The 25,658-nt window shown below is 62.5% G+C and carries 26 protein-coding genes; 11 read left to right on the forward strand and 15 right to left on the reverse strand.

Annotated elements, in window-relative coordinates:
- Nucleotides 1-4 precede the first annotated feature (4 nt).
- Nucleotides 5-1,390, forward strand: coding sequence for an adenylate/guanylate cyclase domain-containing protein (locus ACR3EL_RS01980; protein WP_170341274.1), 1,386 nt, complete (start codon nucleotides 5-7; stop codon nucleotides 1,388-1,390).
- A 6-nt stretch (nucleotides 1,391-1,396) separates the two neighbouring features.
- On the opposite strand, the gene ACR3EL_RS01985 is transcribed toward ACR3EL_RS01980, so the two are convergent.
- Together ACR3EL_RS01985 and mutY are read right to left on the reverse strand one after the other, a co-directional pair.
- Entirely contained in the window at nucleotides 1,397-2,533 is a 1,137-nt protein-coding gene (locus ACR3EL_RS01985) for an alkane 1-monooxygenase (protein ID WP_480720222.1), read from the reverse strand.
- Between the two features lie 23 nt (nucleotides 2,534-2,556).
- Nucleotides 2,557-3,648: an A/G-specific adenine glycosylase gene (gene mutY, locus ACR3EL_RS01990; RefSeq protein WP_170369178.1), complete on the reverse strand. Its 1,092-nt coding sequence runs from the start codon at nucleotides 3,646-3,648 to the stop codon at nucleotides 2,557-2,559.
- Nucleotides 3,649-3,729: 81 nt separating this feature from the next.
- On the opposite strand from mutY, the gene ACR3EL_RS01995 reads away from it, so the two are divergent.
- The 3 genes from ACR3EL_RS01995 to ACR3EL_RS02005 are packed head-to-tail and all read left to right on the forward strand — an operon-like array spanning nucleotide 3,730 to nucleotide 6,027.
- On the forward strand, nucleotides 3,730-4,236 hold the full coding sequence (locus tag ACR3EL_RS01995; RefSeq protein WP_170341278.1) for a DUF721 domain-containing protein: 507 nt from the start codon (nucleotides 3,730-3,732) through the stop codon (nucleotides 4,234-4,236).
- Between the two features lie 13 nt (nucleotides 4,237-4,249).
- Nucleotides 4,250-4,915, forward strand: a complete 666-nt coding sequence (locus ACR3EL_RS02000) for a DsbA family protein (protein ID WP_170341279.1) — start codon at nucleotides 4,250-4,252, stop codon at nucleotides 4,913-4,915.
- Nucleotides 4,915-6,027 carry a CaiB/BaiF CoA transferase family protein gene (locus ACR3EL_RS02005; protein ID WP_170341280.1) on the forward strand — a complete coding sequence of 371 codons (1,113 nt, stop codon included), beginning with the start codon at nucleotides 4,915-4,917 and terminating at the stop codon, nucleotides 6,025-6,027. Before ACR3EL_RS02000 ends, ACR3EL_RS02005 begins: the two co-directional genes overlap by 1 nt.
- Here ACR3EL_RS02005 and lpxK read toward each other — a convergent pair.
- From lpxK to ACR3EL_RS02025, 4 genes are read right to left on the reverse strand one after another with little or no spacing between them, the layout of a single operon-like run.
- On the reverse strand, nucleotides 6,024-7,022 hold the full coding sequence (lpxK, locus tag ACR3EL_RS02010) for a tetraacyldisaccharide 4'-kinase (protein ID WP_170341281.1): 999 nt from the start codon (nucleotides 7,020-7,022) through the stop codon (nucleotides 6,024-6,026). The genes ACR3EL_RS02005 and lpxK overlap by 4 nt on opposite strands.
- Nucleotides 7,009-8,244 carry a 3-deoxy-D-manno-octulosonic acid transferase gene (locus ACR3EL_RS02015; RefSeq protein WP_170341282.1) on the reverse strand — a complete coding sequence of 412 codons (1,236 nt, stop codon included), beginning with the start codon at nucleotides 8,242-8,244 and terminating at the stop codon, nucleotides 7,009-7,011. Before ACR3EL_RS02015 ends, lpxK begins: the two co-directional genes overlap by 14 nt.
- Nucleotides 8,241-9,041, reverse strand: a complete 801-nt coding sequence (locus ACR3EL_RS02020; protein ID WP_170341283.1) for a 3'(2'),5'-bisphosphate nucleotidase CysQ — start codon at nucleotides 9,039-9,041, stop codon at nucleotides 8,241-8,243. Before ACR3EL_RS02020 ends, ACR3EL_RS02015 begins: the two co-directional genes overlap by 4 nt.
- Nucleotides 9,028-10,374 carry a TldD/PmbA family protein gene (locus tag ACR3EL_RS02025; RefSeq protein WP_170341284.1) on the reverse strand — a complete coding sequence of 449 codons (1,347 nt, stop codon included), beginning with the start codon at nucleotides 10,372-10,374 and terminating at the stop codon, nucleotides 9,028-9,030. The genes ACR3EL_RS02020 and ACR3EL_RS02025 overlap by 14 nt, the downstream gene beginning before the upstream one ends.
- A gap of 199 nt (nucleotides 10,375-10,573) precedes the next feature.
- On the opposite strand from ACR3EL_RS02025, the gene ACR3EL_RS02030 reads away from it, so the two are divergent.
- On the forward strand, nucleotides 10,574-11,254 hold the full coding sequence (locus ACR3EL_RS02030) for an FkbM family methyltransferase (protein ID WP_170341285.1): 681 nt from the start codon (nucleotides 10,574-10,576) through the stop codon (nucleotides 11,252-11,254).
- Between the two features lie 61 nt (nucleotides 11,255-11,315).
- On the opposite strand, the gene ACR3EL_RS02035 is transcribed toward ACR3EL_RS02030, so the two are convergent.
- Nucleotides 11,316-12,839 carry a DUF2125 domain-containing protein gene (locus ACR3EL_RS02035; protein ID WP_170341286.1) on the reverse strand — a complete coding sequence of 508 codons (1,524 nt, stop codon included), beginning with the start codon at nucleotides 12,837-12,839 and terminating at the stop codon, nucleotides 11,316-11,318.
- Between the two features lie 133 nt (nucleotides 12,840-12,972).
- Here ACR3EL_RS02035 and ACR3EL_RS02040 point away from each other — a divergent pair, with 133 nt between their 5' ends.
- The 3 genes from ACR3EL_RS02040 to ACR3EL_RS02050 all read left to right on the forward strand — a co-directional run bounded on the left by ACR3EL_RS02040 (nucleotide 12,973) and on the right by ACR3EL_RS02050 (nucleotide 15,039).
- The gene (locus ACR3EL_RS02040; protein ID WP_093964250.1) at nucleotides 12,973-13,722 is read left to right on the forward strand and encodes an SDR family oxidoreductase; all 750 of its coding nucleotides are present in this window, start codon (nucleotides 12,973-12,975) and stop codon (nucleotides 13,720-13,722) included.
- Nucleotides 13,719-14,327, forward strand: a complete 609-nt coding sequence (locus ACR3EL_RS02045) for an enoyl-CoA hydratase/isomerase family protein (RefSeq protein WP_170341288.1) — start codon at nucleotides 13,719-13,721, stop codon at nucleotides 14,325-14,327. The genes ACR3EL_RS02040 and ACR3EL_RS02045 overlap by 4 nt, the downstream gene beginning before the upstream one ends.
- Nucleotides 14,328-14,598: 271 nt before the next feature.
- Nucleotides 14,599-15,039 carry a hypothetical protein gene (locus ACR3EL_RS02050; protein ID WP_254437812.1) on the forward strand — a complete coding sequence of 147 codons (441 nt, stop codon included), beginning with the start codon at nucleotides 14,599-14,601 and terminating at the stop codon, nucleotides 15,037-15,039.
- On the opposite strand, the gene ACR3EL_RS02055 is transcribed toward ACR3EL_RS02050, so the two are convergent.
- Entirely contained in the window at nucleotides 15,040-15,336 is a 297-nt protein-coding gene (locus ACR3EL_RS02055) for an HNH endonuclease (RefSeq protein WP_170341290.1), read from the reverse strand.
- A 48-nt stretch (nucleotides 15,337-15,384) separates the two neighbouring features.
- Between ACR3EL_RS02055 and ACR3EL_RS02060 the strand changes: the two genes are divergently transcribed.
- The gene (locus ACR3EL_RS02060) at nucleotides 15,385-16,575 is read left to right on the forward strand and encodes a TIGR03862 family flavoprotein (protein ID WP_170341292.1); all 1,191 of its coding nucleotides are present in this window, start codon (nucleotides 15,385-15,387) and stop codon (nucleotides 16,573-16,575) included.
- Here the strand turns inward: ACR3EL_RS02060 and ACR3EL_RS02065 are convergent.
- From ACR3EL_RS02065 to ACR3EL_RS02085, 5 genes are all read right to left on the reverse strand, one after another.
- The gene (locus ACR3EL_RS02065; protein ID WP_480720232.1) at nucleotides 16,572-17,168 is read right to left on the reverse strand and encodes a glutathione S-transferase family protein; all 597 of its coding nucleotides are present in this window, start codon (nucleotides 17,166-17,168) and stop codon (nucleotides 16,572-16,574) included. The two genes, ACR3EL_RS02060 and ACR3EL_RS02065, sit on opposite strands and share 4 nt — an antisense overlap.
- A gap of 81 nt (nucleotides 17,169-17,249) precedes the next feature.
- A complete protein-coding gene (gene holA / locus ACR3EL_RS02070) occupies nucleotides 17,250-18,278 on the reverse strand; it encodes a DNA polymerase III subunit delta (protein ID WP_480720234.1) in 1,029 nt (342 codons plus the stop codon).
- Nucleotides 18,275-18,775 carry an LPS assembly lipoprotein LptE gene (gene lptE, locus ACR3EL_RS02075; RefSeq protein WP_170341298.1) on the reverse strand — a complete coding sequence of 167 codons (501 nt, stop codon included), beginning with the start codon at nucleotides 18,773-18,775 and terminating at the stop codon, nucleotides 18,275-18,277. The genes holA and lptE overlap by 4 nt, the downstream gene beginning before the upstream one ends.
- Nucleotides 18,762-21,299: a leucine--tRNA ligase gene (leuS, locus tag ACR3EL_RS02080; protein WP_480720236.1), complete on the reverse strand. Its 2,538-nt coding sequence runs from the start codon at nucleotides 21,297-21,299 to the stop codon at nucleotides 18,762-18,764. The genes lptE and leuS overlap by 14 nt, the downstream gene beginning before the upstream one ends.
- 72 nt (nucleotides 21,300-21,371) lie before the next feature.
- Nucleotides 21,372-21,860 carry a DUF3576 domain-containing protein gene (locus ACR3EL_RS02085; RefSeq protein ID WP_170341302.1) on the reverse strand — a complete coding sequence of 163 codons (489 nt, stop codon included), beginning with the start codon at nucleotides 21,858-21,860 and terminating at the stop codon, nucleotides 21,372-21,374.
- Nucleotides 21,861-22,140: 280 nt separating this feature from the next.
- Here ACR3EL_RS02085 and ACR3EL_RS02090 point away from each other — a divergent pair, with 280 nt between their 5' ends.
- Nucleotides 22,141-23,223 (forward strand): porin, encoded by a 1,083-nt coding sequence (locus tag ACR3EL_RS02090; protein ID WP_170341461.1) that lies wholly within the window; start codon nucleotides 22,141-22,143, stop codon nucleotides 23,221-23,223.
- 103 nt (nucleotides 23,224-23,326) lie between these two features.
- Nucleotides 23,327-23,986 (forward strand): YggS family pyridoxal phosphate-dependent enzyme, encoded by a 660-nt coding sequence (locus ACR3EL_RS02095; protein ID WP_480720240.1) that lies wholly within the window; start codon nucleotides 23,327-23,329, stop codon nucleotides 23,984-23,986.
- Here ACR3EL_RS02095 and ACR3EL_RS02100 read toward each other — a convergent pair.
- Both ACR3EL_RS02100 and ribA read right to left on the reverse strand, forming a co-directional pair.
- Nucleotides 23,970-24,470: a L,D-transpeptidase family protein gene (locus tag ACR3EL_RS02100; RefSeq protein WP_480720242.1), complete on the reverse strand. Its 501-nt coding sequence runs from the start codon at nucleotides 24,468-24,470 to the stop codon at nucleotides 23,970-23,972. The genes ACR3EL_RS02095 and ACR3EL_RS02100 overlap by 17 nt on opposite strands.
- Nucleotides 24,467-25,561, reverse strand: coding sequence for a GTP cyclohydrolase II (gene ribA, locus ACR3EL_RS02105; protein WP_480720244.1), 1,095 nt, complete (start codon nucleotides 25,559-25,561; stop codon nucleotides 24,467-24,469). The genes ACR3EL_RS02100 and ribA overlap by 4 nt, the downstream gene beginning before the upstream one ends.
- Between the last annotated feature and the right edge of the window lie 97 nt (nucleotides 25,562-25,658).

Here is a 25,658-nt window from a genome sequence, read left to right on the forward strand (position 1 = left end):
AGGAATGTCTGATACCACGGCCAGCCAATCCCGGTTTCAGCGGTTTTTCGTGACCACGCCGGACAAATTCAATTTGGACAACAAATACACCGAAGCCGCGCTGGAACGGCACAAGCGCGAGGGGCTGGAACTGGCCGTCCGCGCCCGCTGGATCGCCATGGCGTTGACCGGTGTCCTGCTGGTGTTTCTGAATCCGAACTGGGATGTGATGTGGTATCATTTCATCCTGCTGCTGCTCTGCGGCAACGGCTGGTTGATCCGGCGCGCTGGCCGTGTGGGCCAATCCCGGATCGAGCTTCTGCTGATTTTCGCCGATCTGCTGATCATGACGCTGGGCATGGTCGTTCCCAACCCGTTCAGCGACGATGTGCGCCCGCTGGCGATGCAGTACCGGTTCGACAATTTCCAGTATTTCTTCATCATCCTGGCCGCAGGTACGCTGGCCTATTCCTGGCGCACGGTGATCGCCATGGGCAGCTGGACGGCCCTGATGTGGACGGCGGGCTGGATCGTCGCCTGGTGGGTGGCCACGCCCATCTCTGGCCTCAGCGAAAAGGTTGCCACCGCGTTGCAGGGCTATCCGGCCGTGGCCGAACTGTTGGACCCCAACAGCTTCATGGTTCCGATGCGCGTGCAAGAGGTGATCGTGTTCATGATGGTCGCGGTTACGCTGGGCGTGTCGATGCGGCGGCTCAATCGCCTGTTGATCTCAAATGCCGGACTGGAGCGGGAACGCGCCAACCTGTCGCGATACTTCTCGCCCAACGTGGTCGAGGAGCTGAGCCAGAACGACGAACCGCTCAAGCAGGTGCGCAAGGAAAACATCGCGGTTCTGTTCATCGACATCGTGGGCTTCACGAAATTCGCTGCCGGCCGCGACCCGTATGAGGTGATCGAGGTGCTGCGGGGCTTCCATGCGCGAATGGAGGCCGAGGTGTTCCATCACCACGGAACCTTGGACAAGTATCTGGGCGACGGGCTGATGGCCACGTTCGGCACGCCGGTTCCAACCCCGCTGGACGCGGTCAACGCCCTGTCCTGCGCGCGGTCAATGGCTGACATCATCGACCGTTGGAATCTGGAACGCCGACGGGCAGGCGAGCAGGAGATTCAGGTTGGCATCGGTGTTCACTACGGTCCGGTCGTTCTGGGCGACATCGGGGCCAACCGGCTGGAATTCGCGGTGATCGGAGACGCGGTCAATCTGGCTGCCAAGCTTGAAGCAATGACGCGAAAGATGGGTGCGCGGATTGTCATCAGCGACGCGCTGCGCGAAAAGGCCCTAAGCGAAGCGTCGACGGCTGCCGATCTGATGAACGGGTTCCAGCGCCACGATGCACAGGCGGTTGGCGGCGTCGAGCGGCCGGTCGATATCTGGGCGCTGCGTTGACCGCTCTCAGGACCGTGGCATCGGAAGCATTGCCTTGTTGTACGGCTTCCAGTCCGTGATCTCGGGGTAGTACTGTCGCCGCCAAGCCCGCACCCGCGGGTTCATCACACGCCGCCACAGCGGCGGGACCATCGCCGCGATCGTCATCACCGGATAGCCATAGGGCAGCTGCGGGGCCGCCTCGGGTGGGTGGTTCTGCAGCAGCGGAAACCGCCGGTTGGGCTTGTAATGATGGTCCGAGTGGCGTTGCAGATTGATCAGCAGCCAGTTCGAGGCCTTGTGCGCGGCGTTCCACGAATGGCGCGGCCGGACGTGCTCGTATTTGCCGTCGCCCAGGTATTTGCGCGTCAGCCCGTAATGTTCGACATAGTTGACCAGCTCCAGTTGCCAGATCGCGGTGCCGGCCTGAACCAGGAACAACCCCAGCCCCGCCCATCCGCCGAGCAGCAGCGCCAGCGCCAGCATCAACCCCTGCAGCGCCCAGTACCGCCAGAACGGGTTCGACCGGTCCGTCCAGTTCAGCCCTTTGCGCGCCAGCTTGGCCTTTTCGGCCTGAAACGCGGACACCAGGCACTGGCGCAGGACGCGCGGATAGAAGCGGTGGAACCCTTCGTTGTAGCGCGCGGTCACCGGGTCGCGGGGCGTGCCGACATAGCGGTGGTGCACCAGCAGGTGTTCGGACCGGAAATGCGAATACAGAACCATCGCCAGCAGGATGTCGCCCAGCCACCGCTCCAGCCAGCCCTTCTGGTGCATCAGTTCGTGGCTGTAGTTGATGCCGATCGTGCCCGAGATCACGCCCATCCCGAAGAACAGCCCGATCTTTTCCAGTGATGACAGATGTTCGGCGCTGGTGGCGTACCAGATCAGGCCATAGAGCGTGAAAAACTGGACCGGAACCCAGGCCTTGGTCAGCAGGACGTACCAGCGCAGCGCGTCCTCGGGCGTTTCGGGGTCGGCGTTTTCAAGGTTCAGCCCGGTCAGCCCGTCCAGCGCTGCAAACAACCACCAGGTGGACAGCGGCACCAGCAATACCCACCAGGCGCCGGCGAAAGCGGTGAACCACAGGATCGGGATCAATAGGAACGAAACCCAGAAAGGAAGGGCTGTTTGCCAGCGCGACAGGGTGTCAGTCGAGATCATGGTCAGGCTCCGAAACTCTGCCGTCAGGATAATCCTGCCCGATCCATTTTCCCAGATGCAGAACTGCCGCGCCACAGATCATGCGCCTTGCGCATCACGGTCGGAAGGTCGCCGGGGCGAAAGGCATGTTTAGGCATCACGACCAAACCCACGGGGTCCACCTCTGCGGGTACGGCGGCGGTCCAGACGCGCAGGATCAGGTGGAAATGGGTAAAGGTATGGCGCACCTCGGCGGGCAACAGGGTCCAATCAGCCGGAAAGGGCGGCGTCTCGGCCGCGTCCTCGGCCCAGTCCGAGCCCGGAAAGCCCAGCATCCCGCCCAACAGCCCCGTTTCCGGTCGGCGCTCCAACAGGATTGCGCCATCGGCGCGCTGCGCGATGTAGACGTGGCCAAGCCGGGTGGGCTTCGGTGCCTTGGGCGTCTTGCGCGGCAGGTCGGCCTGTGTTCCGGCAGCGCGGGCCTCGCACGGGTCTCGCAGGGGGCAGATGCCACAGGCCGGAGACTTCGGCGTACAGATCGTGGCCCCCAGATCCATCACCGCCTGAGCATAGTCGCCGGGGCGGTCGTCCGGGGTCAGCGCGGCGGCTTTCGCCTTCAGCAGAGGTTTCGATTTCGGCAACGGGTCGTGGATGTCATACAGCCGGGCCATGACCCGCTCGACATTTCCGTCCAGCACGGTTTCCGGCCGGTCAAAGGCGATGGCCGCGATGGCGGCGGCGGTGTAGGGGCCGATGCCGGGCAGCTTCAGTAGCGCATCATGGCTGTCAGGAAAGCGCCCGTCGTGCTGGTCCACCACCGCGCGGGCGCATTTCAGCAGGTTGCGGGCGCGGGCGTAATAGCCCAGCCCGGCCCATTCCGCCATCACCTGGTCATCGGGTGCGGCGGCCAGCGCCCGGACATCCGGCCAACGCGAGGTGAACCGCAGGAAATAATCCCGCACGGCGGCCACCGTGGTCTGCTGCAACATCACCTCAGACAGCCACACGCGATAGGGGTCGGGTTGCACGCCCGCGGCCCTGTCGGCGGGGCTGACCCGCCACGGCAGGTCGCGGGCGTGGCGGTCGTACCAGGCAAGCAGGCTGCGGCTCAGGTCGAAAGTGGCGATGTCACGCAAGTTTTATCCATTTCTCTGTCGGGTTTCGCTGGCGCCCGGATGCACGCCCATTACAATAGCGGCGCAGGAGTTGGAAACCAGATGCAACCAAGACGGTCCACCACCCGCGGGTTCAAACGCACCGCGTCCTTGCTGAGCGATCGGATCCGCAAAGCCGGTGAAAGTCGCGGCTTTGCCGTGTCGCGCTTGTTGACCCATTGGGCCGATATCGTGGGCCCCGACATCGCCGCCATCGCCCGACCGGTCAAGGTGGGCTATGGAAAGGGTGGGTTCGGCGCCACATTGACCGTGCTGACCACCGGACCGCAGGCCCCGATGCTTGAGATGCAGAAGGACCGTCTGCGCGACAAAGTGAATGCCGTCTATGGCTACAGTGCCATCAGCCGCATCCGCATCACCCAGACTGCTCCTACAGGATTTGCCGAGGGGCAGGCCAGTTTCGAGCATCGGCCGAAACAGGCGAAACCCACCATCGCACCGGAAGTCGTTGCCGAGGCAGACAAAGTGACGCGCGAGGTTCACGACCAAGACTTGCGCGCGGCCCTTGAACGACTGGGCCGGAACGTTCTATCCAAACAAAAACGCTGAGAAAGGGCTGAGTATGAGCCGTATTGCAACCGTAATCTGCGCGGCCGTGGCGCTGGCCGCAGGCGGCTATTGGCTGACCCAATCGCCAAGCACCGTACCTGTGCCACAACTGGTCGGCAGCGCCGAAGCGCAAAACGCCGATCTGGACACCTCGACCATCGTCGAGATGGTTCAGGGGGCCGAGGACGCACCGGTCGAGATCATCGAATATGCGTCCTATACCTGCCCGCACTGCGCGAATTTCCATCAGGGGCCGTACAAGCAGCTCAAGAAGGAATACATCGACACCGGCAAGGTCAAGTTCATCTACCGCGAGGTCTATTTCGACCGCTACGGCATCTGGGCGTCAATGGTGGCGCGCTGCGGTGGCCCTGAGAAGTTCTTTGGCATCACCGACCTGATCTATCAGGGCCAGTCCGAATGGACCCGCGCCGGCGGCCCGGCCGAGATCGTGGAAGAACTGCGCAAGATCGGCCGTCTGGCCGGGCTGAGCAACGATCAGCTGGAAGCCTGCCTGCAGGACGGCACCAAGGCGCAGACCCTCGTCGCCTGGTACCAGAAAAACGCCGAGCAAGACGGTATCCAAGCCACCCCGTCCTTTGTCGTCAACGGCAAAAAGGTCGACAACCAGTCCTATGACGAGTTCAAGGCGCTGATCGAAAAGGAACTGGGCAACTGATGACCGGGCCTCTGGCCGGTCTCAAGGTTGTCGAACTGGCGCGCATTCTGGCTGGCCCCTGGGCCGGCCAAACCTTTGCCGATCTGGGCGCCGAGGTAATCAAGGTGGAATCTCCGGCCGGCGACGACACCCGCGCTTGGGGTCCGCCCTTCGTGACCCGCGATCAGGATGTCTCGGCGGCCTATTACCATTCGACCAACCGCGGCAAGGCGTCGGTAATCGCCGATTTCTCGACCCCCGAAGGGCAGGAGAAGGTGCGCGCACTGGTCGCTGACGCCGATGTGGTGATCGAAAATTTCAAGGTTGGCGGGCTGAAGAAATTCGGGCTGGACTATGACAGCCTCAGCCAGTTGAACCCGCGCCTCGTCTATTGCTCGATCACCGGGTTCGGGCAGACCGGGCCTTATGCGCATCGGGCTGGCTATGATTTCATCATCCAGGGCATGTCGGGTCTGATGTCCGTGACCGGAGAGCCCGACGGCCAGCCGCAGAAGGCAGGCGTGGCGATCACCGACGTGTTCACCGGCATTTATGCAGTGGCCGGGGTTCTGGCCGCCTTGCACCAGCGCCAGCGCACCGGGCGCGGGCAGCATGTGGACATGGCCCTGCTGGACGTGGCCGTGGCGGTCACGGCAAACCAGGCGCTGAACTATCTGACCACGGGCCAGGTGCCGCAGCGCATGGGCAACGCGCATGTGAACCTGGCGCCCTATCAGGTGTTCGATTGTGCCGACGGACACATTATCATCGCCACCGGCAATGACCGGCAATATCAGCGCCTGTGCCAGGTGTTGAACCTGCCCGACATGGCCGAGGCGCCCGAATATCTGCACAACAAGGACCGGCTGGCCAATCGCCGAACCCTGATCGCACGGCTGAACGGCGCCACGGCGACTTGGGCCAAGGCCGACCTGCTGGCCGCCTGCGAGGCGCAAGGCATCCCTGCCGGTCCGATCAATACGCTGGACGAGGTCATGGCAGATCCGCAGGTGATCGCGCGCGGCATGCAGATTGACCTGGACGGCGTGCCGGGGATTCGCGCGCCGTTTGTCTTTTCGGATGCCGATCTGAATCTGTCGCGCCCCGCCCCGAAACTGGGCGAAGACGCCTAGGGCGGCGGCGCGGCCGTCAGCAACCGTTGACGCACGTCGTCGGCCTGATCCACCTGAAGGCGCACCGGCAGGGTGATGACCTTGCTGCGAAAGGCGGGCGGCAGGCGAACGGCGTCTTTCTCGGTGGTGACCATTTGCGCGCCCAGCAGCCGTGCCTCGTTCTCCAGCCGGGTCATCAGGGCCGGCGTCAGCGTCTGGTGATCGTCCAGAGCCTCGGCCCGCAGCAGCCGCGCGCCCTGCTGGCGCAGGGTCTGAAAGAACTTCTCGGGGTGGCCGATGCCGGCAAAGGCCAGAACCGGAGTTTCGCTCCAGTCCATCCCGGTTTGGAGTGCCGTGACCTGACCGGTGGCGTGCGGAACGCCCAGCTTGTTGCCCCACAGCTGCACGAACCTCTCCTGCGCGGCCAAGTCACCCAGTGACAGCACAAGATCGGCCCGTTGCAGCCCGACATCGACCGGTTCGCGCAGCGGTCCGGCGGGCAGGCACAAGCCGTTGCCAAAGCCGCGGGCCGCGTCCACCACGACGATCGAGAAGGTCTTGGTCACCGAGGGGTTCTGGAACCCGTCGTCCAGCACGATCACGGTGGCGCCGGTCTCGGCGGCGGCGCGGGCGCCGGCGGCACGGTCCTTGGCGACCCAGACCTCGGCGAATGCCGCCAGCAACAATGGTTCGTCACCAACCTGCGCCGCCGTGTGTCGGACCGGGTCCACCCGAACCGGGCCTTCAAGCGATCCGCCATGGCCGCGGGTGACCACATGCGGCGTGTGATACGCGTCACGCAACTGTTCCAGAACCCATATTGCCGTCGGTGTCTTGCCAGTGCCGCCAGCATTTAGGTTGCCGACGCAGATCACGGGCACACCCGGATCAACCCCGGGCCCCGACGCCACCCGCCGCGCCGTTGCCTGCGCATAGACGCGGCCAAGCGGCGCCAGCAGCCTTGCGCGCAGGCCGGGGTGATCCGGCGCGTTGTCCCAGAATTCAGGTGCCCTCATGTTCCGCTCCGTGCTGGTCCAGATGTTCCTGTACCATGTCGATCAGGGTATCCACCTGGGGCGCGCTCTCGGTCACCAGTTGCCAACCGGCAAGGGCCATGTTCGCGGCCAGGTCCGGGGCCAGCAGTTCAACGACAGTGTCGCCCAGTTCGGTGGCGGTGCGAATTTCACGAGCGGCTCCTACACCATCAAGCGCGTCATAAAGGGCCTTGTGGCCGCTCACGTCCGGTCCATGGATCAAGGCCGAGCCCAGGGCTGCGGCCGCGATCGGGTCATGCCCGCCTATTCCCGGCTCGAGCGTGCTGCCCATGAACGTCACCGGAGAGACGCGATACCACAGGCCAAGGGCCTCGGGGTCCGACGCAAGGATGACCTGGGTCATGTCTTCGATCATGTCCCCATCTTCCCAGTTGGCACAGCGCAGGTCCATCGTTTCCAGCCTTTTGCGCAGGGGCGCTGCCTCGGATATGTCCGCGACATGCAGGATCAGGGCCAGCCTCGGCAGCATCCGCATGGCCTGCCGATGTGCGCTGAGCACCGAGATGAATTCCTTGGCGTCGACCCACGCCGCCAGCCAGACCGGCCGCCCTGCAAACGCATGGTTTGTCTCGATCAGCTCGTCCTCGGGCCAAGGGCGAAGGGTGGGGCTGATACTGAGCGGCGGAAACAGTGCCACCTTCGAAGTCGGGACGCCCAGACGTCGGATTTGCCGGGCTGCATCCTCGGACGTGACGTGGATCGCGCGAAAGCAGTCAAAGGTATAGCGGTTGATGTCCGGCAGCCATTTCCCGACAAAGGCAACACGAACGTCGTTCTCGCCCTCAAGCAGGACCATGGGTATACCGCGTTCGGCCGCGCGGGTGATCACGTTGGGCATCAGGCCGCCGCCAACCCACAGCCCCATGTCAGGCTGCCAGTGCTCCAGGAATCCACGCGCCGCGCCGGTTTGTTCGTCAGGCAACGGAACCAGTTCCATGTCGCAATCCGCCCAGCGTGTCAGGTCCGCGTCAGGCGGGACGGTCAACAGAATCGACAGCCCTGGCCGGGACTGCTGCAGGCGCTTGCAAAAGTCGTTCACCGCGCGCAGGCGCTGTTCGTTGGCAACATGAATCCAAAGCAACTCACCCGCGGGGCGAGGCGGCGCGTAGTGTCCGGGGGGCTTGGGAACACCCCAGGACAACGCGCGATAGGCCGCCAGGCTGAGGGATCGAGGTTTGCTCATGCCCGGTGCCCCTGAATTGGCTGATCCAGTCGGCCCATCAGCACCTTATGCAATTTGGACCCGGCGCCAACAACACCGTTCAGCCGTGGGTTGGGGTTGTTGAACCGCAAAGTGCGCCCGGTACGGTCTGTACAGGTGCCGCCTGCTTCGCGCAGGATCAGGTCCCCGGCCGCGATGTCCCATTCCCAGCTTGGGCGCAAGGTCAGCATCCCGTCGAACCTGCCCTGTGCGACCAGCGCCATTCGGTAGGCCAGCGACGGGCGATAGGCCCGACGGAAGATCGGCGCGACGCCCTCCTGCCAATGATCCGGTTTCAGGTTCGGCTTTGCGGCCAGAACCTCGGCTTCGGCCTCTGTGGCCGCCGCGGTCACCCGGATCGGCTGACCGTTCAGGGTTGCCCCCTGTCCCCGCGCGGCAGCAAACAGCATGTCGCGCATCGGCAGGTAGATTACGCCGGCAATGACCTGTCCGCGATCGGCGACCGCCAAGGAATGCGCCCAGGTGCGCGACCCTTCGGCAAAGCTGCGGGTGCCGTCGATCGGGTCGATGATGAACACTCGGTCACGGGTCAATCGGTCCTGATTGTCCTCGGTCTCCTCGCTCAGCCAGCCATATCCGGGCCGCGCGCTGGGCAGGCGTTGTTCCAGCATCGCGTTGACGGCCAGATCAGCCTCGGTCACCGGCCCGGCGCCCTTGGGTTTGTCCCAGCTCTGCATCTCGCGGCCTGCGTAGGCGACAGCAATCCGGCCAGCCTCACGTGCGGCGTCGATCAGCAGGGACAGGTCAGTTTCCGGCAAGTGTCATCCCTTCGATCAGAAGCGAGGGCACGACCCGGGACAGATAGGTGCGCGCGTCGTTGGCCGGGATGATCCGCATCAGCATGTCCCGCAGGTTTCCGGCAATCGTGCATTCGTTGACCGGGTGCGAGATCTCGCCGTTTTCGACCCAGAAACCCGACGCACCGCGTGAGTAATCGCCGGTATTGGGGTTGATGGTGGACCCGATCATCGAGGTCACCAGCAACCCCGTTCCCATATCGCGAAGCAGGTCGTCGCGGCTGAACTCGCCCTGGGTCAGGCTCAGGTTCCAGTTGCTGGGAGATGGAGGACCGGACACGCCACGGGCGGCGTTCCCGGTGGAATTCATGTCCAGTTTGCGCGCGCTTGAAAGATCCAGTGTCCATCCGGTCAGCACGCCGTTTTCGACGATCATCCGGCGCGCGGTCGGCAATCCTTCGGCATCAAACGGGCGCGATCCTGCAATTCTGGGGCGATAGGGGTCTTCGATCAGCGACAGATGTGCAGGCAGCACCTGCTGGCCCAGGCTGTCCTTGAGCCAGGAGGCGCCGCGGGCCACCGCCGCGCCGTTGCTGGCCGCCAGAAGATGCCCGATCAATGAGGACGAAATCCGCTCGTCGAACAATACCGGGAAACGCCCTGTTTCCGGCTTTCGGGCACCCACTCGCTGCACGGCACGCTCGCCCGCGATCCGGCCGATCTCGTCGGGGCTGCGCAGGTCGGACTGAAAGCTGCGGCTGTCTCCGTCATAGTCGCGTTCCATCCCGGTGCCTTCGCCCGAGATCGCCACGCATGAAACCGAGCGGCTGCTGCGCGCATAGCCACCGGAAAATCCATTTGTCGCGGACAGATGAACCCGGTGCGTGCCATAGGATGCCGCCGCATCAGATACCTGGGTAACGCCTTCCACCGCCAGGGCCGCAGCCTCGGCGGTCAGCGCGTCCTGCATCAGAGCGTCTGCTGAAGGTTCGGGCGTGGGGTCAAAAAGCTCCAAGGAGTCGACGGAAAAATCGCTGGCCAGTTGTTCCGGATCTGCAAGGCCAGCGAACGGATCCTCGGGCGCTTCGCACGCCATCGCTACGGCCCGTTCGGCCATGGCGGCAAGCGTTTCGGGACGACTGTCCGAGCCGGACACGATGGCCTGCTGCTTGCCGATGAAAACACGCAACCCCACGTCGGTGCTTTCGGCGCGTTCGGCGTGCTCCAAAGCGCCGCCACGCACCTCGACCGAGACCGAGGATCCGTCGATCACGATCGTGTCGGCCGCTTCGGCTCCGGCCTTGCGGGCCAGGTCCAGCATTTCGTGGCTGATTGCTTCGAGTGATCGGGTCATGGTGCCTCCAATTGATTGTATTGGACCTAGCCTTGGTCAACCCGCCTCGCAAGCCCTGTGATCGTTTGCGATTCTCTTCAACTTGTTGAAGCATCCTTTTCGTGGAAGAGCTGGTTGTTGTTCGCACAACCTGCTCATGCGAAGGAACAAGCACTGCCATAAACGAAATATCGGAGTGCCAGTCACAGACAGGAGAAAGATGCAGAAACACCTTACGCTACGCGGTGTCCAGATTCCCGACGACCCTCAAATCATAACCCCGCAAGTGAAACGCTCGATACTCGCTGGAAGATACGAGAAGGACGAGGTTGGGGGGTTGCCGAAGTTCATCCAGGCTGACGACCGCGTTGTTGAGCTTGGTGCGGGTATAGGTTTTATTTCGACCTTTCTGTATACGCAGCTTGGGGTGTCAAAGTTAACCTGTATAGAAGCAAATCCTTCGCTCTGCGAGTTCATCGGTCGTGTTCACAGAGCTAATGACGCAACCGGGTTGAACGTACTAAACGCGGTGGCAGTAGGGGCCAGTGAAGTTGCGGGAAAATCAAGGTTCTACTTGCGGGAACCATTCTGGTCGTCGTCACTTGATCCTGAGCCTGAGTACAAAAAGTCAATAGAAGTGGACAAGACTCCTTTGTCCGATGTGCTAAGGGAGACCAGAGCAAATGTTTTGATTGTCGATATTGAAGGGGGCGAAAGGACTCTATTCGATGACATAGATTTGGTAGGTATCCAAAAAATCTACCTAGAAGTGCACACTCGGAAGATCGGGTTGCGCGGCATTCAGTCTTGTTTCGATTCCTTGTCCGCATTGGGGTTCGCATACGATCAAAGAGTTAGTTGCGGCGGGTCAGTTCTGTTCCGCCGCGTTCGAAAACAATAGCGTGCAACTGTAGTATACGTGTGAGGCCGCCTTTTGGCGGCCCCATTGTGTACAAATTTTGTTACTTGATCCGTTGACCATTGGCCAAAATCTGGCCGTCCTTGGTGAACTCGATCTTGGAGTTCAGCGTGTCGGGCTGGTCGCCGGGAACAGCCATCATCCCCATCATCATGCGCGCGCCCATGGCGTCGTTCTCGGACATGAACCCCATTCCGATCAGCTTGTCGATCAGGGCGTTGGCACCCACCAACTGGAGGTTTGCCTCACCCGCCGGCGCCGGAACGCCTCCGAACTCTTCGGTGTTCGAGTTGTCGAAGGTGAAATCACCGGTGCCCGTCAGCTTGGCACCGACCATCGAGACCAGCAGTTCATTGATTTTGAGCGAATGCAGTTCGGCCGGAACTTCGTCCGAGCCTTCCAATGCTTCGGCAACTTCCGGGTCCAGGAAGTTCAGGAGAACCTTTGCGGTGCCAGTCGCATCCAGCGCGATCGTGGCTGGATCGCGTGGCAACGCGCCTGCGGGGTCGAACATGCTCCACAGAATGTCGGACATGGTGAAGTCTGTCAGGTTCATCGCAAAGCCGAACGGCTCAACCTCTTCGGATGCCTGGATGGGTGCCTCGAGTTTCAAACCGGCCTTCGCCATTGCAATCTCGATGGGAAACGGCAGGTCTGCCGTGGTTACTTCCAGCTTTGCATTGTTCTGTTCGACGTCATACGCCAGACGCTCGGCGTCGATGCTGGCACCGAAGCGGCCACCGTCCGAACTGCTGGCCATCGAGAAAGCCTCGCCCTCGCTGGTGCCTGCGATGCTGGTTTGGCCTGCGCCGTAGGTGAAGATCCCGTCAAAGGCAAAACCAGCCTCATATGCGCCTTCCACGTCCGCCAGGCTGAAGCCTTCGGGGATTACGTTCTTGCCTTCAAACTCCAGCTGGTCGAGCTTGCCGTTGATGCGTGCATCTTCGCCCGTTTCCGGGTCTTGGAAATTCAGGTCATAGGTCAGGTTTGCCGCCGTGAAGTTCTGGTCGACCTTGCGGCCCTCTCCGATCTGCATCCGGGATGCACCGGCCAGGTTGATCATCTCAAAACCCAGATCCAGCACGTCTTCGGGCATCGCTTCGCCATCGACCATGATGTTGTCGAGCGCCAGTGCCAGCTTGCTGGCAGAGTAGTCATAGGTCATGTCGTCGGGCGACCCCGAAACCAGCATTTTCAACCCGGTCTGCGAGTACAGGATATCCACCGAGAATTCTTCCTCCTCGGCCTGGCCGGATACCGTCATGGGGAAGCTTTCGGGGAATTCGATGCTGACCGTTCCGTCGCCGTTTTCCGTCAGGGTCATTTCCGGAACGACCATGTCGAACGAGCCTTCTCCCTCGGGAAGGTCCATCTTCATGGTCATGTTCGTGATGGTGGTGACGTCGCCAGAGGTGTTCTGCTCGCCGGTGATGGTGTACCCCATGCTGCCCATGTAGGCCTGCCAATCCGACCAGACATCGTTGGCGGACAGATCGGCAAAAGCGCCTTGGGTTGCAACGGCATAGGCCAGCGCGGCACCGCAGCTGCGGCGGAAGAAAACGGACATTAGGGAACCCTTCTCGGTAAAAATTGCGCGCATGGTCGTGGTTGTCGCGGCTGCCGTCAAGGGGCAAGGGCTGGACGATTTCCCCGTTTGCGCGGTACCACTTTACCCGATTTCAATCCAAAAGGATTACAGGATGCATATGAAGGGCAAAACAGTACTGATCACCGGAGCCAGCCGCGGCATCGGCGCCGAAGCAGGGCGCGTATTTGCCGCAGCCGGCGCCAATGTCGCGCTGGTAGCGCGCAGCCATGATCAGATCGATGCATTGGCCGCGGCACTGGGTGAGAACGCCATCGCGCTGTCCTGCGACGTCAGCGATTTTGCGCAGGTGGAACAAGCGGTTGCGGATTGCGCCGACCGCTTTGGCCGCGTGGACGTGCTGATCGGCAATGCAGGTGTGATCGATCCAATCTTTCACCTGTCAAATGCCGATCCAGCAGCCTGGAGCAAGGCCATCGACATCAACCTCAAGGGTGTGTTCCACGGGATGCGCGCGGTTCTGCCGCTGATGCGCGCGGCGGGCGGCGGGACGGTTCTGACCGTTTCCTCCGGAGCCGCCTCGAACCCGGTCGAGGCCTGGAGCCACTACTGCGCGTCCAAGGCCGGGGCGAAAATGCTGACCGAATGTCTTCACCTGGAAGAGGCGCATCACGGCATACGCGCCATGGGTCTGTCCCCGGGCACGGTGGCGACCGACATGCAGCGGGTCATCAAGGCCAGCGGCATCAACCCGGTCAGCCAGTTGGACTGGGACGATCACATCCCGGCCGACTGGCCGGCGCGGGCGCTGCTGTGGATGTGCTCGGAAGATGCGGACGAGTTTCTGGGAACCGAGATTTCGCTGCGCCGTGATGACATTCGCCAGAGGATCGGCCTGACGTGATCGACCTGACCCAGCAGGACGGTCTGTGGACGGTCACGATCAACAACCCCGGCAAGGCCAATGCCCTGACCGGGGCCATGTTGTCGGACCTGCTGCAGATCGCGGAAGCGGCCCAAGAGGCGCGCGCCCTGATCCTGACCGGAGCGGGCAAGGTGTTCAGTGCCGGCGCCGATCTGGACGAGGCGCGGGCAGGCCTTGCGACCTCGGACCTGTGGGAGCGTTTGTCCGGAGCCATCGCGGCGCTGCCCTGCCTGACCGTTGCTGCGTTGAACGGCACCATGGCGGGCGGGGCCAACGGTATGGCATTGGCCTGTGACCTGCGCATCGCGGTGCCCACGGCCAAAGTATTCTACCCGGTCATGCGGTTGGGGTTCCTGCCGCAGCCATCGGATGTGAAACGCATGCGTGCGCTGATCGGCCCCGCCCGGACCAAGTTGATCCTGATGGCAGGCCAGAAGGTCACCGCAGACGAAGCGCTTGCCTTTGGCCTGGTGGACCGGGTGGTCGCCCCGGAAGATCTGATGCAGACCGCGCGGGACCTGGTTGCCGACAGCCTGGCCGCTGATCCGCAGACGGCGGCCGGTATCGCCGGGATGTGCGGTTGAGGATCGCTGCCCTTCGCCTGCGTGTGGCTGATCCCGCACGGCTGGCCGAGTTCTACAGGGTAAACCTCGGCATGGTCGTTCGTGCCGAGGGCGATGCGCGACGAGTGGGCTATCCGGGGCCCAGCGCCGACCTTCTGCTGTTGCCCGGAGGCTGCGGATACGCCCACGACCGGGGTCAGAGGTACTGGAAGATCGGCATCACCCTGCCGGATGGCTCCGGCGCGCCGGCGTCAACGTCAGCCGCCAGGCCCAGTTTCGAGATATCGGTTACATGTGCCACCTGTCGGACCCCGAAGGCTTCTCGATCGAGCTTCTTCAGCATGATTTCGAGGGGAACCGGCCCGAAAAGCAGCCGGATGCGAAGCCGTTCGGACAGGCCGCCATGGGCCAGATCACTCTGCGGACCGGCGACATTTTGGCAGAGGATGCGTTCTGCAGGGATTTGGGCCTGCGCCTGCTCTCCATGCAGGACGTGGCCTCGCACGGGTTTGATCTGCATTTCTATGCCTTCACGACCGAGGTGCCGCCGGACCCAGATCTCTGGGCGGTGGCCAATCGCGAATGGCTGTGGAAACGTCCCTATACCACCTTGGAATACCAGCATATTCCCGATGCGCGAATCGTTCCCGCGCCAGACTTTCTGGGCATCGAGGTCGAGGGCCTGGCTGCAACGGAAACAGACCCGATGGGTGACCCGTTCCTGCCAGCCTGATCAACGGCTGCGGCGTCGGCCCGGGACTTTGGATTGAAATCCCGGCGGACGTTTGCGTACCCAGTCCAGAAAACGGTTCAACCGGGGATGCGTGCGTAGGCTTTCTACAGTGTTGAAGTCTCGCGCAAGCTCGGCTTCGGTCAGGGTGGCGTGCACCTCCTTGTGGCAGATCTTGTGCAGCAGAACGGTGGGACCGCCCTTGCCACCTTTGAGTTTTGGGATCAGATGGTGCAGGCTGCCGGTCCCGTTCGGGATCGGGCGGTTGCAGAGCGGGCAGATCGGATCGCTGTTCGTCATCACTGGAACACAGTCGCGGCTGAACGCAAGTCAGGCAAGAGGGCAGATATGGCACAGGCAGTGGTGATCGGGGCGGGGCCCGCCGGGCTGATGGCTGCCGAAGAGCTTGCCGGGGCCGGACACAATGTGCTGGTTGCCGAGGCCAAACCCTCGGTGGCCCGCAAATTCCTGATGGCGGGGAAGTCCGGTCTGAACCTGACAAAGGACGAGCCGTTTGACCGCCTGATTTCGGCCTACGGCGATGCGGCGGACTGGTTGCACCCAATGATTGCCGCCTTCGATGCGCAGAGCGTGCAAAGCTGGGCGCGGGACTTGGGCCAAGATCTGTTCACGGGGTCCACAGGGCGGGTATTTCCCAAATCAAAAAAAGCTTCGCCATTGCTGCGCGCCTGGCTGGCGCGGCTGGCCGAGATGAGGGTCGAGATTCGAACCCGTTGGCGCTGGCTGGGTTGGGACGGCACCGCGCTGGTCTTTGATACGCCAGTAGGTCGGCAGAAAGTGGTTGCTGACGTCACGGTTCTGGCGCTTGGCGGTTCCAGCTGGGCGCGTCTGGGATCGGATGGCGCCTGGGCGCCGGCTCTGGCCGAGGCCGGGGTTCCACTGGTCCCTTTTGCACCATCGAACGCCGCACTGTCCGTCGAATGGAGCCCCCATATGGCCGCGCATTTCGGTCAGGCACTGAAATCTGTTCGGTGGCGCGCGGGCGACCTTGCCAGCCGTGGCGAGGCGGTCATTTCGGCCAAAGGTCTGGAAGGCGGCGGTCTTTATCCGCTGACACCCGCACTGCGGCAGGGATCTGATCTGTATGTGGACCTCGTGCCGGACCGCACGATCCACGATCTGTCCAGGCGTTTGTCGACAGCTGGCCCGAAAACCACTTTGACCCGTTGGTTGAAGAACGGCCTGCGCCTGCCTCCGCCAAAGATCGCCCTGTTCCACGAAATGACCCACGGGCAGAATCTCCGCCGCGATGATTGGGTCAAGACTTTGAAGGCTTTGCCTGTTCGCAATGCAGGCTTGCGCCCGCTGGACGAAGCCATTTCGACTGCGGGTGGCGTTGCGAGAAGCGGGCTGGACTCGGGGCTGATGCTGAAAGCCAAGCCCGGCGTGTTCTGCGCAGGCGAGATGCTGGATTGGGAAGCCCCGACCGGCGGCTATTTGTTGACCGCATGCCTGGCTACTGGTCGATGGGCAGGGCGCTCGGCCGCAGAATGGGCCGGGCCGTCCCAAGCGGATTAGGCGGATTTGGCCATTTCACCCAGTTTCTTGTAGGCCGGACGCTCGCGAACGCGCTTGCCGTAGGCTTTCAGGCTGTCTGAATTCATCGGGAAGCCAGCCGATTTTGCCCAGCTCATGCAGTGAATGCACAGGATGTCCGCGATCGTCATCTGCTCGCCCTGAAGGAATGGCCCTTTGAACCGTTGCCCCATGCGTTGAAAGCTGCGGTCAAACTCCCATTTGGCAGTTTCGACGACCTGTGGAACGCGTTTGTCCTTGGGCAGGATGAACATATGGCGGGCGGCCAGCCAAAGCGGAGCGTCGAATTCTTCCAACAGCGCGTGCAACAACGAATCCTGCTCGGCCCGTTCCGGGGTGCCGGCGGGGAAAGTGAAGGCCCCGTGCTTATCCGCCAGATAGGTCATGATCGCAGCGCTGTCCGAAATGACTGCATCGCCATCCTGCAGGACAGGGATCTTGCCCGTTCCGTTCAGGTCCAGAACGCACGGATCGTGCGGGCCGGCATCGATCCACTCATAGACCTGCCCCAACTCTTCCAATAGCCAGATCACTCGAGAGGCACGACTTTGGATGCGCCCGTAGATCTTGTACATGTCATGCTCCTGCGTGGTTGCTCTGGCGTCAGGGTGGGGGACTGCGCCGCCGCGTCAAGTCGGACGCGCCGTCAGTTCAATTCAGCGTGACCGCGCCAGCATGGCCAGCCGGATCAGAGCGCGTTCGACCAGGGCCGTGGCCGGGGCAGTCTGCCCCGCCGACCGGAGAGACAGATCCGTGTCCGTCAGCACGGTCAAAGCGGTCTGCAGCTTGTGCGCGCCCCAATTCTGCGCCTGCCGAAGGATCCGGTCACGCCGTTTGCCATAGACCGGCGGCCGGAGTTTGCCGATCCCTTGCGCCGCGCCACCGGGGTCCGAGGCGCAGGCATAGAGCGTGCGAAAATGGCGGGTCGCACCGATGCATAGGGACACCGCATTGGTTCCCTGCGCCTGCAACCGTCGGATCAGGGGCCCGATTTCACCGGATCGGCCTTCGGCAACGACGTTGAGAACGTCATCCAGGGCCGCCTCATTGGATTGCGGTGCGCAGGCCTCGATGTCCTCGACGGCAACGCCTGAGGCATCACCGCGTTTGTAAAGAGACAGCTTTTCAACGGTTTGCGCAAAGTCGCCCGGGCTGAGTTCGGTCGCCAGATCGCTGAGCACGGACATCGCGTCACGGGGAACGCTCGCAAGTCCGGCTTGGGCCAGAACACGCTCGATCTCCGCGCGCGACGGTGGATCGTCATAGATTCCGACCGCATAGGCAGCCCGATGGCCTTCGAACGCTTTGCGCAGCTTCGAGCTGGCCTTGAGCTGCCCGGCGGTCACAATGATCTGGGCGTCGCCTTGCGCCCAATCCTCGAGCGCGGCGGCGATCGCCGGGGTTGCGGCGTCGGTTGCATCCTCGACGAATACGGCGCGCGCACCGGGAAAGAACCCCACAGCCTTCACGGCATCCAGCAGAAGGGCAGGATCCGCGCGCAAATCCGAGGCCGGAAGACGGGTCAGGCGCATTTCCTCTTCGGCACCCGGGCCCAGCAGCGCGGCCAATACCTGCTGGCGCTTGAGCGCGACGCGCATTGCGTCGGCGCCGTAGATCAACAATCCAGTCTTGTCGGGGTCAGGTTTGGCGAAATACCCCTCGGCGTCGCGCGGGGACAGCTTCATGAAGCCAGGCCCGGTGCGGAATACAGGCGCGTGACGATCTGATCGGACAGGATGACCATCAGCCTCTCTTTGGCATCCCGTTCATCAGCGAGCGTGGAAACGGTAGACCCCGCGGCGGAGTAGCCTACGAAATCGGCCACAGTGCCGGACACAAGGATCTGGCCCGTTTCATTGGATTTCAGCGTATAGCTGGCGCGCCCGTCGATCGAATACCGGTTGGTCTCGTTCGAGGTCGTGATCGCGGCCCCGCGGGTCACAGTAGAGACCTGCACATTCAGGCTGTAATCCTTGGCCGAACTGACGCTGCGCCCCAGTGACTGCTCCAGATTCTGCACCAGAAGGTAGCTTTCGACCGAATCCGGCGCTGACACGGCGACCTTGCCGTACAATTCGCTGCCGGCGCCGCCCGGGGCATAAACCGGCTGGAACCCGCAAGCGGGCGCCACGGTCAACGCCGCCAACGAAAGCAGCAGGTTTCTGCGGTCAAACAACGACATTCACGATCCGGCCCGGAACAACGATCACCTTCTTCGGAGCAGCGCCATCCAGCGCCTTCTGCACAGCTTCGGTGCTGAGCGCGATTTTTTCAACCTGCGTCTTGTCCAGATCCTTGGCGACGCTGATTTCGGCGCGGCGTTTGCCGTTGATCTGGATGGGCAGGGTGACGGTGTCATCGACCAGCATCGACTCGTCTGCCACCGGCCAGGGCGCCAGCGCCACCAGCCCTTCGCCGCCCAGCATCTGCCACAGTTCTTCGGACAGGTGCGGGGTCATCGGCGACATCAGCTGCGCCAGCGTCTTGGCCGCCTGCCGCTTGGCCTGTGCGCCCGCCTTGGATTTGGCCAGCGTGTTGGTAAAGGCATAGAGCTTGGCGATCGAGGCGTTGAAGCCGAAGGATTCGACCCCGCCGGTCACGTCATGGATGGTCTTGTGCATCTCGCGCAGCAGCGCTTCGTCCTCGGCATTGGCCGGGGCGTCGGACGCGGCGATCTCGGACACGATGCGATGCACGCGGCTGAGGTGCTTGTGCGCGGCCTCGGCGCCGGCGGCGGTCCATTCCACGTCACGCTCGGGCGGCGAATCGGACAGAACGAACCAACGCGCGGTATCCGCCCCGAAGGCCGAGATGATGCTGACCGGGTCGACCACGTTTTTCTTCGATTTCGACATCTTGGCCGAGGGGATGATCTCGACCGGCTCGCCCGTCGCCTTCAGCTTGCCGTCCTCGACCTCTTCGGGAAGGTGATAGACCGGGCGGCCCTTGTCGTCGCGGGTCTGATAGATTTCATGGGTGACCATGCCCTGGGTGAACAGCGCGTCGAACGGCTCGATCGCCTTTTTCGGCAGATGCCCCGTCAGATGCATGGCCCGGGCGAAGAACCGCGAATACAGCAGGTGCAGGATGGCGTGTTCGATGCCGCCGATATACTGGTCCACGTTCATCCAGTATTCGGCTTCGGCCAGATCGGTCGGCGTTTCCGCCCGCGGGGCGGTGAAACGGGCGAAATACCACGACGAATCGACAAACGTGTCCATCGTGTCGGTTTCGCGCCTGGCCGGCTTGCCGCAGGACGGGCAGGCACAGTCGCGCCAGGTCGGGTGACGATCCAGCGGGTTGCCCGGTTTGTCGAAGGTGACATCGTCGGGCAGGCGAATCGGCAGGTTTTCCTTTTTCTCCGGCACCACGCCGCAATCGTCGCAATGCACCACCGGGATCGGACAGCCCCAGTAGCGCTGGCGCGACAGGCCCCAGTCGCGCAGGCGGTACTTGGTCACGCCCTTGCCCCAGCCGGCCTTCTCGGCAAAATCGACGGTCGCGTCGATCGCTTCCTGCCCGGTGGCCTCGGTCAGACCGGCGAAATGGTTGACCCAGCGCACTTTCTGCTCTTTCGGCGGGACGAAAGCGATCTTGTCCACCGGCGTGTCGTCATCCAGCGCAAAGAAGGTGTCGATCACCGGCAGGTCGTATTTGCGGCAGAAATCCAGGTCGCGCTGGTCATGCGCGGGGCAGGCAAAGATCGCGCCGGTGCCGTAATCCATAAGGATGAAATTCGCGATCCAGACCGGCAGTTCCCAGTTCGGGTCCAACGGATGCTTGACGCGGATGCCGGTGTCGAAACCCAGCTTCTCGCCGGTCTCGATGGCCTCTTCCGTGGTGCCGCCCTTGCGGCATTCGGCAACGAATTCAGCGACTTCCGGGTTCTCGGCCTCCAGCTGCTTGGCGATCGGATGATCGGGCGAGATGCCCACGAAAGACGCACCCAGCAGCGTGTCCGGCCGCGTGGTATAGACGGTGATGGGTGCACTGCCGTCGGTGCGCTCGAAGGAAAACTCCAGCCCGCGTGACTTGCCGATCCAGTTCTCCTGCATCAGCCGCACCTTGGCGGGCCAGTTGTCGAGCGTATCCAGCGCATCAAGCAACTCTTCCGAGAACTCGGAGATCTTGAAGAACCACTGGGTCAGCTCGCGCCGCTCGACCAGCGCGCCCGAGCGCCAGCCGCGGCCGTTCTCCACCTGTTCGTTGGCCAGCACGGTCATGTCCACCGGGTCCCAGTTGACCACGGCGTTCTTGCGATAGACCAGCCCCGCATCCAGCATGTCCAGGAACAGCGCCTGCTGCTGGCCGTAATATTCCGGGTCGCAGGTCGCGAACTCGCGCGACCAGTCGATCGACAGGCCCAGCGGCTTCATCTGCGCGCGCATGTCGGCGATGTTGCCATAGGTCCAGTCCTTGGGGTGGCCGCCGATGGCCATGGCCGCGTTTTCCGCCGGCATCCCGAAGGCGTCCCAGCCCATCGGGTGCAGAACGTTGTGCCCGGTGCTCAACTTGTGGCGCGCGATCACGTCACCCATGGTGTAGTTGCGCACATGCCCCATATGGATGCGCCCCGACGGATAGGGGAACATTTCCAGCACATAGTATTTCGGCTTGTCCGCCGTCCGTTTGGCGGTGAAGATCCCGGCCTTGTCCCAGGCCTCTTGCCATTTTGCTTCGATTTCGTTGGCCGAGTAACGCGACATCATGCGGTCCTTCGTGAATGAAAACGCCGGGCAGGGGCCCGGCGTGGTAATATTGTGATTTTCTGCGGGTTGCTAGAGCTTGTTGTCCGCGATCCGCAGCTGGCGCGCCCGCGAAAGAATCGCATCTTCGACCGCACGCGTGGTCGCCGCGCTGACCGGAGCGCCCCCGCTGGTCTGCAGAGCCACCGAAAGGGACCGCGCCGCCAGGGCCGGATCACTGATGTGCACCGTTGCCCGATAGGACCGCCCACCGCCCGGCGGTTTGCCGTAACCCGTTATGATAACGCCGGTAAACGGATCCACCTCCTGCACCGGCAGGAAGCTGAGCACATCCAGCGACGCCGCCCACAGGTACCGGTTGACCTGGGTGACCTGTTCCGAGTTGTTGGGGCCGAACACATCCCAGATGGTCGAACGATTCGGATCGTTGAGCTCGCGGGCCTCGGACGAGCTGCCGTCGGCGGATAGAACATTGGGGTTGGGCGACGTGCTCCGATTCTGTCCGCACGCAGAAACGGAGGCAGTCAAAACGGTCAAACCCAAAATCGTCAGCAGGCGCATCGTCGGCAGGTCCTGTTTTCACATGTTTTGCTTTGCTAGGAGATACTCCTAGACAACGTACTGTGCTGCAACAACCCCATTCTTGGCTTACGTACCGGTGCCGCTGAAATATCGGGGTGAATTCGACTGTGGCATCCTTGCACCAATTTGGGGCCAAAGAACCGAAGCTGTCCAAGGCATGCTTGCGCAACAGGGGCAAAAAGAGCGAAACGGTCTGCGTGCTGAGACATATGCAGCAGGTATGTGTCGAGTAGAAATTATTGAAACCGAGGGAAACAAGATGAAAAAAGTTCTCTTCGCATCGACCGCACTGATCGCAACCGCATCGGTTGCCGCGGCCGAAGTTAAGTTCAGCGGTTATGGCCGCTTTGGTATCGGTTACCTGGAAGACCGTACCGGCGTTGTGACCAACTTCAACACCGGCCAAGCCGCTATGACCACTACCGCAAGTGGCGGCATGACCACCGTGACCACAACCAGTGGTGCGACGGTTACCACCACCACCACCAACACCACGACCGTTTCGACCGACGAAACCATCCTGGTCTCGCGCTTCCGCCTGAACATCGACGGCATCGCGGAAACCGACGGTGGCGTCCGCTTTGAAGCACGTGTTCGTCTGCAGGCTGACGAAAACGCCGGCAACGGCGAAGCAAACGCAGCCGGCCTGAACGGCGCTCGCTTCTCGGTCATCTACGGTGGTCTGCGTGTTGACGCCGGCAACGTTGCTGGTTCGTTCGACAACTTGGCAAACTACTACGGTAACGAGCCGGGCCTGGAAAACTTCATCGGTCAGTACTCGGGCGTTGACTACAGCTTCCTGGGCTACTCGTCGACCGGTGCTGGTTCGAACGCTGTGTTCTTCCAGTACGCAGTTGGTGACTTCGCCTTCGGCGCATCGTACGACCAGGCAACCTTTGGCCTGAACGGTGTTGCAGACAGCGCAGACCGCTGGGACATCAGCTTCACCTACAGCTTCAACAACTTCACCGCAGCTGTTGCTTATGGTGAAACCAGCGCCATCGGCGACGTTGTTGAGAAGCAGAGCCTGGCAGTTCTGACCCTGGGTGCTGAATTCGGTGACTTCTCGGGCACCATCTTCGTCGCAGACGATGACGTTGCAGACGAGGACCTGAACGGTACCGCATACGGTCTGTCGGCAGCCTACAACGTTGGCGCTGCAACCACCCTGACCTTCGCTTACGGCGACGGTTCGGCTGACAACGACACCCAGCAGTACGGCATTGGCGCCATCTACGACCTGGGCGGCGGTGCATCGCTGCGCGGTGGTATCGGCCAGTCGAAAGCCGGTGACGGCGACAGCCGCCTGCGCGCTGACTTCGGTGCTCAGTTCAACTTCTAAGTTGATCTGAACCGCAAGGTTTGAGGGCGGGTCTTCGGACCCGCCCTTTTCTTTTGTACCGACATGGTGTTTTTCTGCGGACAAATGGAAACAGAGGGAATCCATGTCGCTGCAAGAAATCACCGCCCGCATCGCCAAGGCCGAAGCCGCAGCCGGCCGCCCCAAGGGCTCGGTCCGGCTGATTGCTGTATCCAAGGTGCAGCCCAACGATCGGGTCGAGGCCGTGTTGAAGCAGGGTCACCGGTGTTTTGGTGAAAACCGGGTGCAGGAGGCCGCCGGCAAGTGGCCCGCCTTCCGTGAAAGCTATCCCGATATTGATCTGCATCTGATTGGTCCGCTGCAAACCAACAAGGCGCGGCAGGCGATGGAGCTGTGCAACGCGATCCACTCGGTCGACCGTCCCAAACTGGCCAAAACCCTTGCGCGGCTGGCGCAAGAGCTGGGGCAGTGTCCTGAGCTGTTCATTCAGGTGAATACCGGCGAAGAGGCCCAGAAAGCCGGGGTTATGCCCGCCGAGGCCGATGATTTTGTCGCCGAATGCCGCTCACTTGACCTGCCGGTGCGTGGGTTGATGTGCATTCCGCCCGTCGACGAAGAGCCCGCGCTGCATTTTGCTCTGCTGGCCAAGATCGCGCGCCGAAACGGTTTGGAAGGCCTGTCCATGGGGATGAGCAGCGATTTTGAAACCTCGATCGCGCTGGGTGCAACTCATGTCCGGGTGGGGTCGGCCATTTTTGGTGACCGGGTCAAACCCGGGGAATGATGATCCGGGTTCCGGGTGCGATGCGCCGCGCGATCCAGTGCAGATGGTCGCGGCGGAACGCTACGCAGCCTTCGGTCGGATAACCCGGCCTGCGCCACTGATGCAGAAAGATCGCTGATCCGCCGCCCGGTGTGGCGACGGGCCAATTCCAATCGGTAATCAGCACCAGATCGTACAGCGGGTCAGCCCGACGCAGGCGTTCGTGACTGCATGGATAGGGCGCCCGAACGTGTTGGTTGTAGTCCTGATCCCTATCGTCATCCGACCACAGATCGCCCGGCCCGATGGGCAAAGCCCACGGGGCTGGCGGGGCAATCCGATCCGGGCGGTACAGCATCCCGACAATGTGGTGGTGCCCTGTGGGGGTGGCCCCGTCGCCCTCGCGCTTGTGGTTGCTCAGGCCACCTTTGCCGATGGTGCAGGGAAACCTGCGGCCGAAGAACCGCACTCCGGTCGGCGTTACCACCAGATCAAGAGGGCTCACAGCAGGTGGCCCGATTTCGAGGCCTTGGTCGCCAGATAGGCCCGGTTGTGGGCGGTTTCCCCGACCTTCAGCGGCACACGCTCGGTAACGGCAATCCCGGTCCGTTCCATCATTGCGATCTTCGCCGGGTTGTTGGTCAGCAACCGGACCGAACTGAACCCGAGCGATTTCAGGATGTCCGATCCCAGGCGGAAGTCGCGCTCGTCATCTTCAAACCCAAGCCGGTGGTTGGCTTCGACCGTGTCGAAGCCCTGATCCTGCAGGAAATAGGCGCGCATTTTGTTGGCCAAGCCGATCCCGCGACCTTCCTGGTTGAGATACAGCAGAACGCCATGCCCCTCGGCCCCCATCTGGGCCAGGGCACCGCGCAGTTGCGGGCCGCAGTCGCATTTCAGGCTGCCCATCAGATCACCGGTAAAACAGGCCGAATGCAACCGAGCCAAAACAGGTTTCGAGCGATCCGGGCGGCCGATTTCGATGGCATAGTGCTCCTCGCCACCGTCCTCTGGGCGGAAGACGTGCAGACGACCGGCCTCGGACACCTCCATCGGCAGGCGCGCGGCCACCACCTCGTGCAAGGGGCTGCGATCGGCCAGATGCGGCGCGGCGCGTGTGTGGTCGATGCAGGTCAGACCGTGTGTCGCCGCAAAGGCCCGGCCGTTTTCGACCGCAACCACCACAGCGGCCGGCAGCAGGCGGGCGGATTTGGTCAGTGCGATTGCGATGCGATGAAGGTGTGCATTGCCCTGGCGCTGAGTCATCAAGGGCCCCTTCATCGGGGCATTCAGGTCATCGGACGGGTCTGCAACCGCCTGCACCCACCCCAGATCAGCCTCGGCCGGTATCACGACCCGAGCAAGATCACCGTCATAGGCGCGGGCTTTCAGCGTTTCGGCCCGTCGTCCTGTGATGGCAACCACAGGCGTGTCGCCAAGCCTCCTCAGGTCCGCCAGACGCTGCGGGTTGAGTGTCTCTGCGGCGACGGCAACAACGCTGAAATCCCCGTCATCCGTCAGCACGACCGGAACGCCCATCCGAAGGTCGGCACGCGCCCGGGCCAGCAACTCGGTGATGTCTGGAATGAGACTCATTGATGTTATCCTGTAACGTTCGACCCTCGTCCTAGCCCGTTCGAAAGGAAATGTGAAACATTTCCGGCCCACCAGACACGAGGGCGTGAGAGCATTG

Source organism: Ruegeria sp. BJ3 (assembly GCF_056535665.1).

What these genes read in the sequence shown, in the direction of transcription:
- ACR3EL_RS01980 (WP_170341274.1), top strand. Translation starts at nt 5, where the DNA reads ATGTCTGATACCACGGCCAGCCAATCCCGGTTTCAGCGGTTTTTCGTG.
- ACR3EL_RS01985 (WP_480720222.1), bottom strand. Translation starts at nt 2,533, where the DNA reads ATGATCTCGACTGACACCCTGTCGCGCTGGCAAACAGCCCTTCCTTTC.
- ACR3EL_RS01995 (WP_170341278.1), top strand. Translation starts at nt 3,730, where the DNA reads ATGCAACCAAGACGGTCCACCACCCGCGGGTTCAAACGCACCGCGTCC.
- ACR3EL_RS02000 (WP_170341279.1), top strand. Translation starts at nt 4,250, where the DNA reads ATGAGCCGTATTGCAACCGTAATCTGCGCGGCCGTGGCGCTGGCCGCA.
- ACR3EL_RS02005 (WP_170341280.1), top strand. Translation starts at nt 4,915, where the DNA reads ATGACCGGGCCTCTGGCCGGTCTCAAGGTTGTCGAACTGGCGCGCATT.
- lpxK (WP_170341281.1), bottom strand. Translation starts at nt 7,022, where the DNA reads ATGAGGGCACCTGAATTCTGGGACAACGCGCCGGATCACCCCGGCCTG.
- ACR3EL_RS02015 (WP_170341282.1), bottom strand. Translation starts at nt 8,244, where the DNA reads ATGAGCAAACCTCGATCCCTCAGCCTGGCGGCCTATCGCGCGTTGTCC.
- ACR3EL_RS02025 (WP_170341284.1), bottom strand. Translation starts at nt 10,374, where the DNA reads ATGACCCGATCACTCGAAGCAATCAGCCACGAAATGCTGGACCTGGCC.
- ACR3EL_RS02030 (WP_170341285.1), top strand. Translation starts at nt 10,574, where the DNA reads ATGCAGAAACACCTTACGCTACGCGGTGTCCAGATTCCCGACGACCCT.
- ACR3EL_RS02035 (WP_170341286.1), bottom strand. Translation starts at nt 12,839, where the DNA reads ATGTCCGTTTTCTTCCGCCGCAGCTGCGGTGCCGCGCTGGCCTATGCC.
- ACR3EL_RS02040 (WP_093964250.1), top strand. Translation starts at nt 12,973, where the DNA reads ATGCATATGAAGGGCAAAACAGTACTGATCACCGGAGCCAGCCGCGGC.
- ACR3EL_RS02050 (WP_254437812.1), top strand. Translation starts at nt 14,599, where the DNA reads ATGTGCCACCTGTCGGACCCCGAAGGCTTCTCGATCGAGCTTCTTCAG.
- ACR3EL_RS02055 (WP_170341290.1), bottom strand. Translation starts at nt 15,336, where the DNA reads ATGACGAACAGCGATCCGATCTGCCCGCTCTGCAACCGCCCGATCCCG.
- ACR3EL_RS02060 (WP_170341292.1), top strand. Translation starts at nt 15,385, where the DNA reads ATGGCACAGGCAGTGGTGATCGGGGCGGGGCCCGCCGGGCTGATGGCT.
- ACR3EL_RS02065 (WP_480720232.1), bottom strand. Translation starts at nt 17,168, where the DNA reads ATGTACAAGATCTACGGGCGCATCCAAAGTCGTGCCTCTCGAGTGATC.
- holA (WP_480720234.1), bottom strand. Translation starts at nt 18,278, where the DNA reads ATGAAGCTGTCCCCGCGCGACGCCGAGGGGTATTTCGCCAAACCTGAC.
- lptE (WP_170341298.1), bottom strand. Translation starts at nt 18,775, where the DNA reads ATGTCGTTGTTTGACCGCAGAAACCTGCTGCTTTCGTTGGCGGCGTTG.
- leuS (WP_480720236.1), bottom strand. Translation starts at nt 21,299, where the DNA reads ATGTCGCGTTACTCGGCCAACGAAATCGAAGCAAAATGGCAAGAGGCC.
- ACR3EL_RS02085 (WP_170341302.1), bottom strand. Translation starts at nt 21,860, where the DNA reads ATGCGCCTGCTGACGATTTTGGGTTTGACCGTTTTGACTGCCTCCGTT.
- ACR3EL_RS02090 (WP_170341461.1), top strand. Translation starts at nt 22,141, where the DNA reads ATGAAAAAAGTTCTCTTCGCATCGACCGCACTGATCGCAACCGCATCG.
- ACR3EL_RS02095 (WP_480720240.1), top strand. Translation starts at nt 23,327, where the DNA reads ATGTCGCTGCAAGAAATCACCGCCCGCATCGCCAAGGCCGAAGCCGCA.
- ribA (WP_480720244.1), bottom strand. Translation starts at nt 25,561, where the DNA reads ATGAGTCTCATTCCAGACATCACCGAGTTGCTGGCCCGGGCGCGTGCC.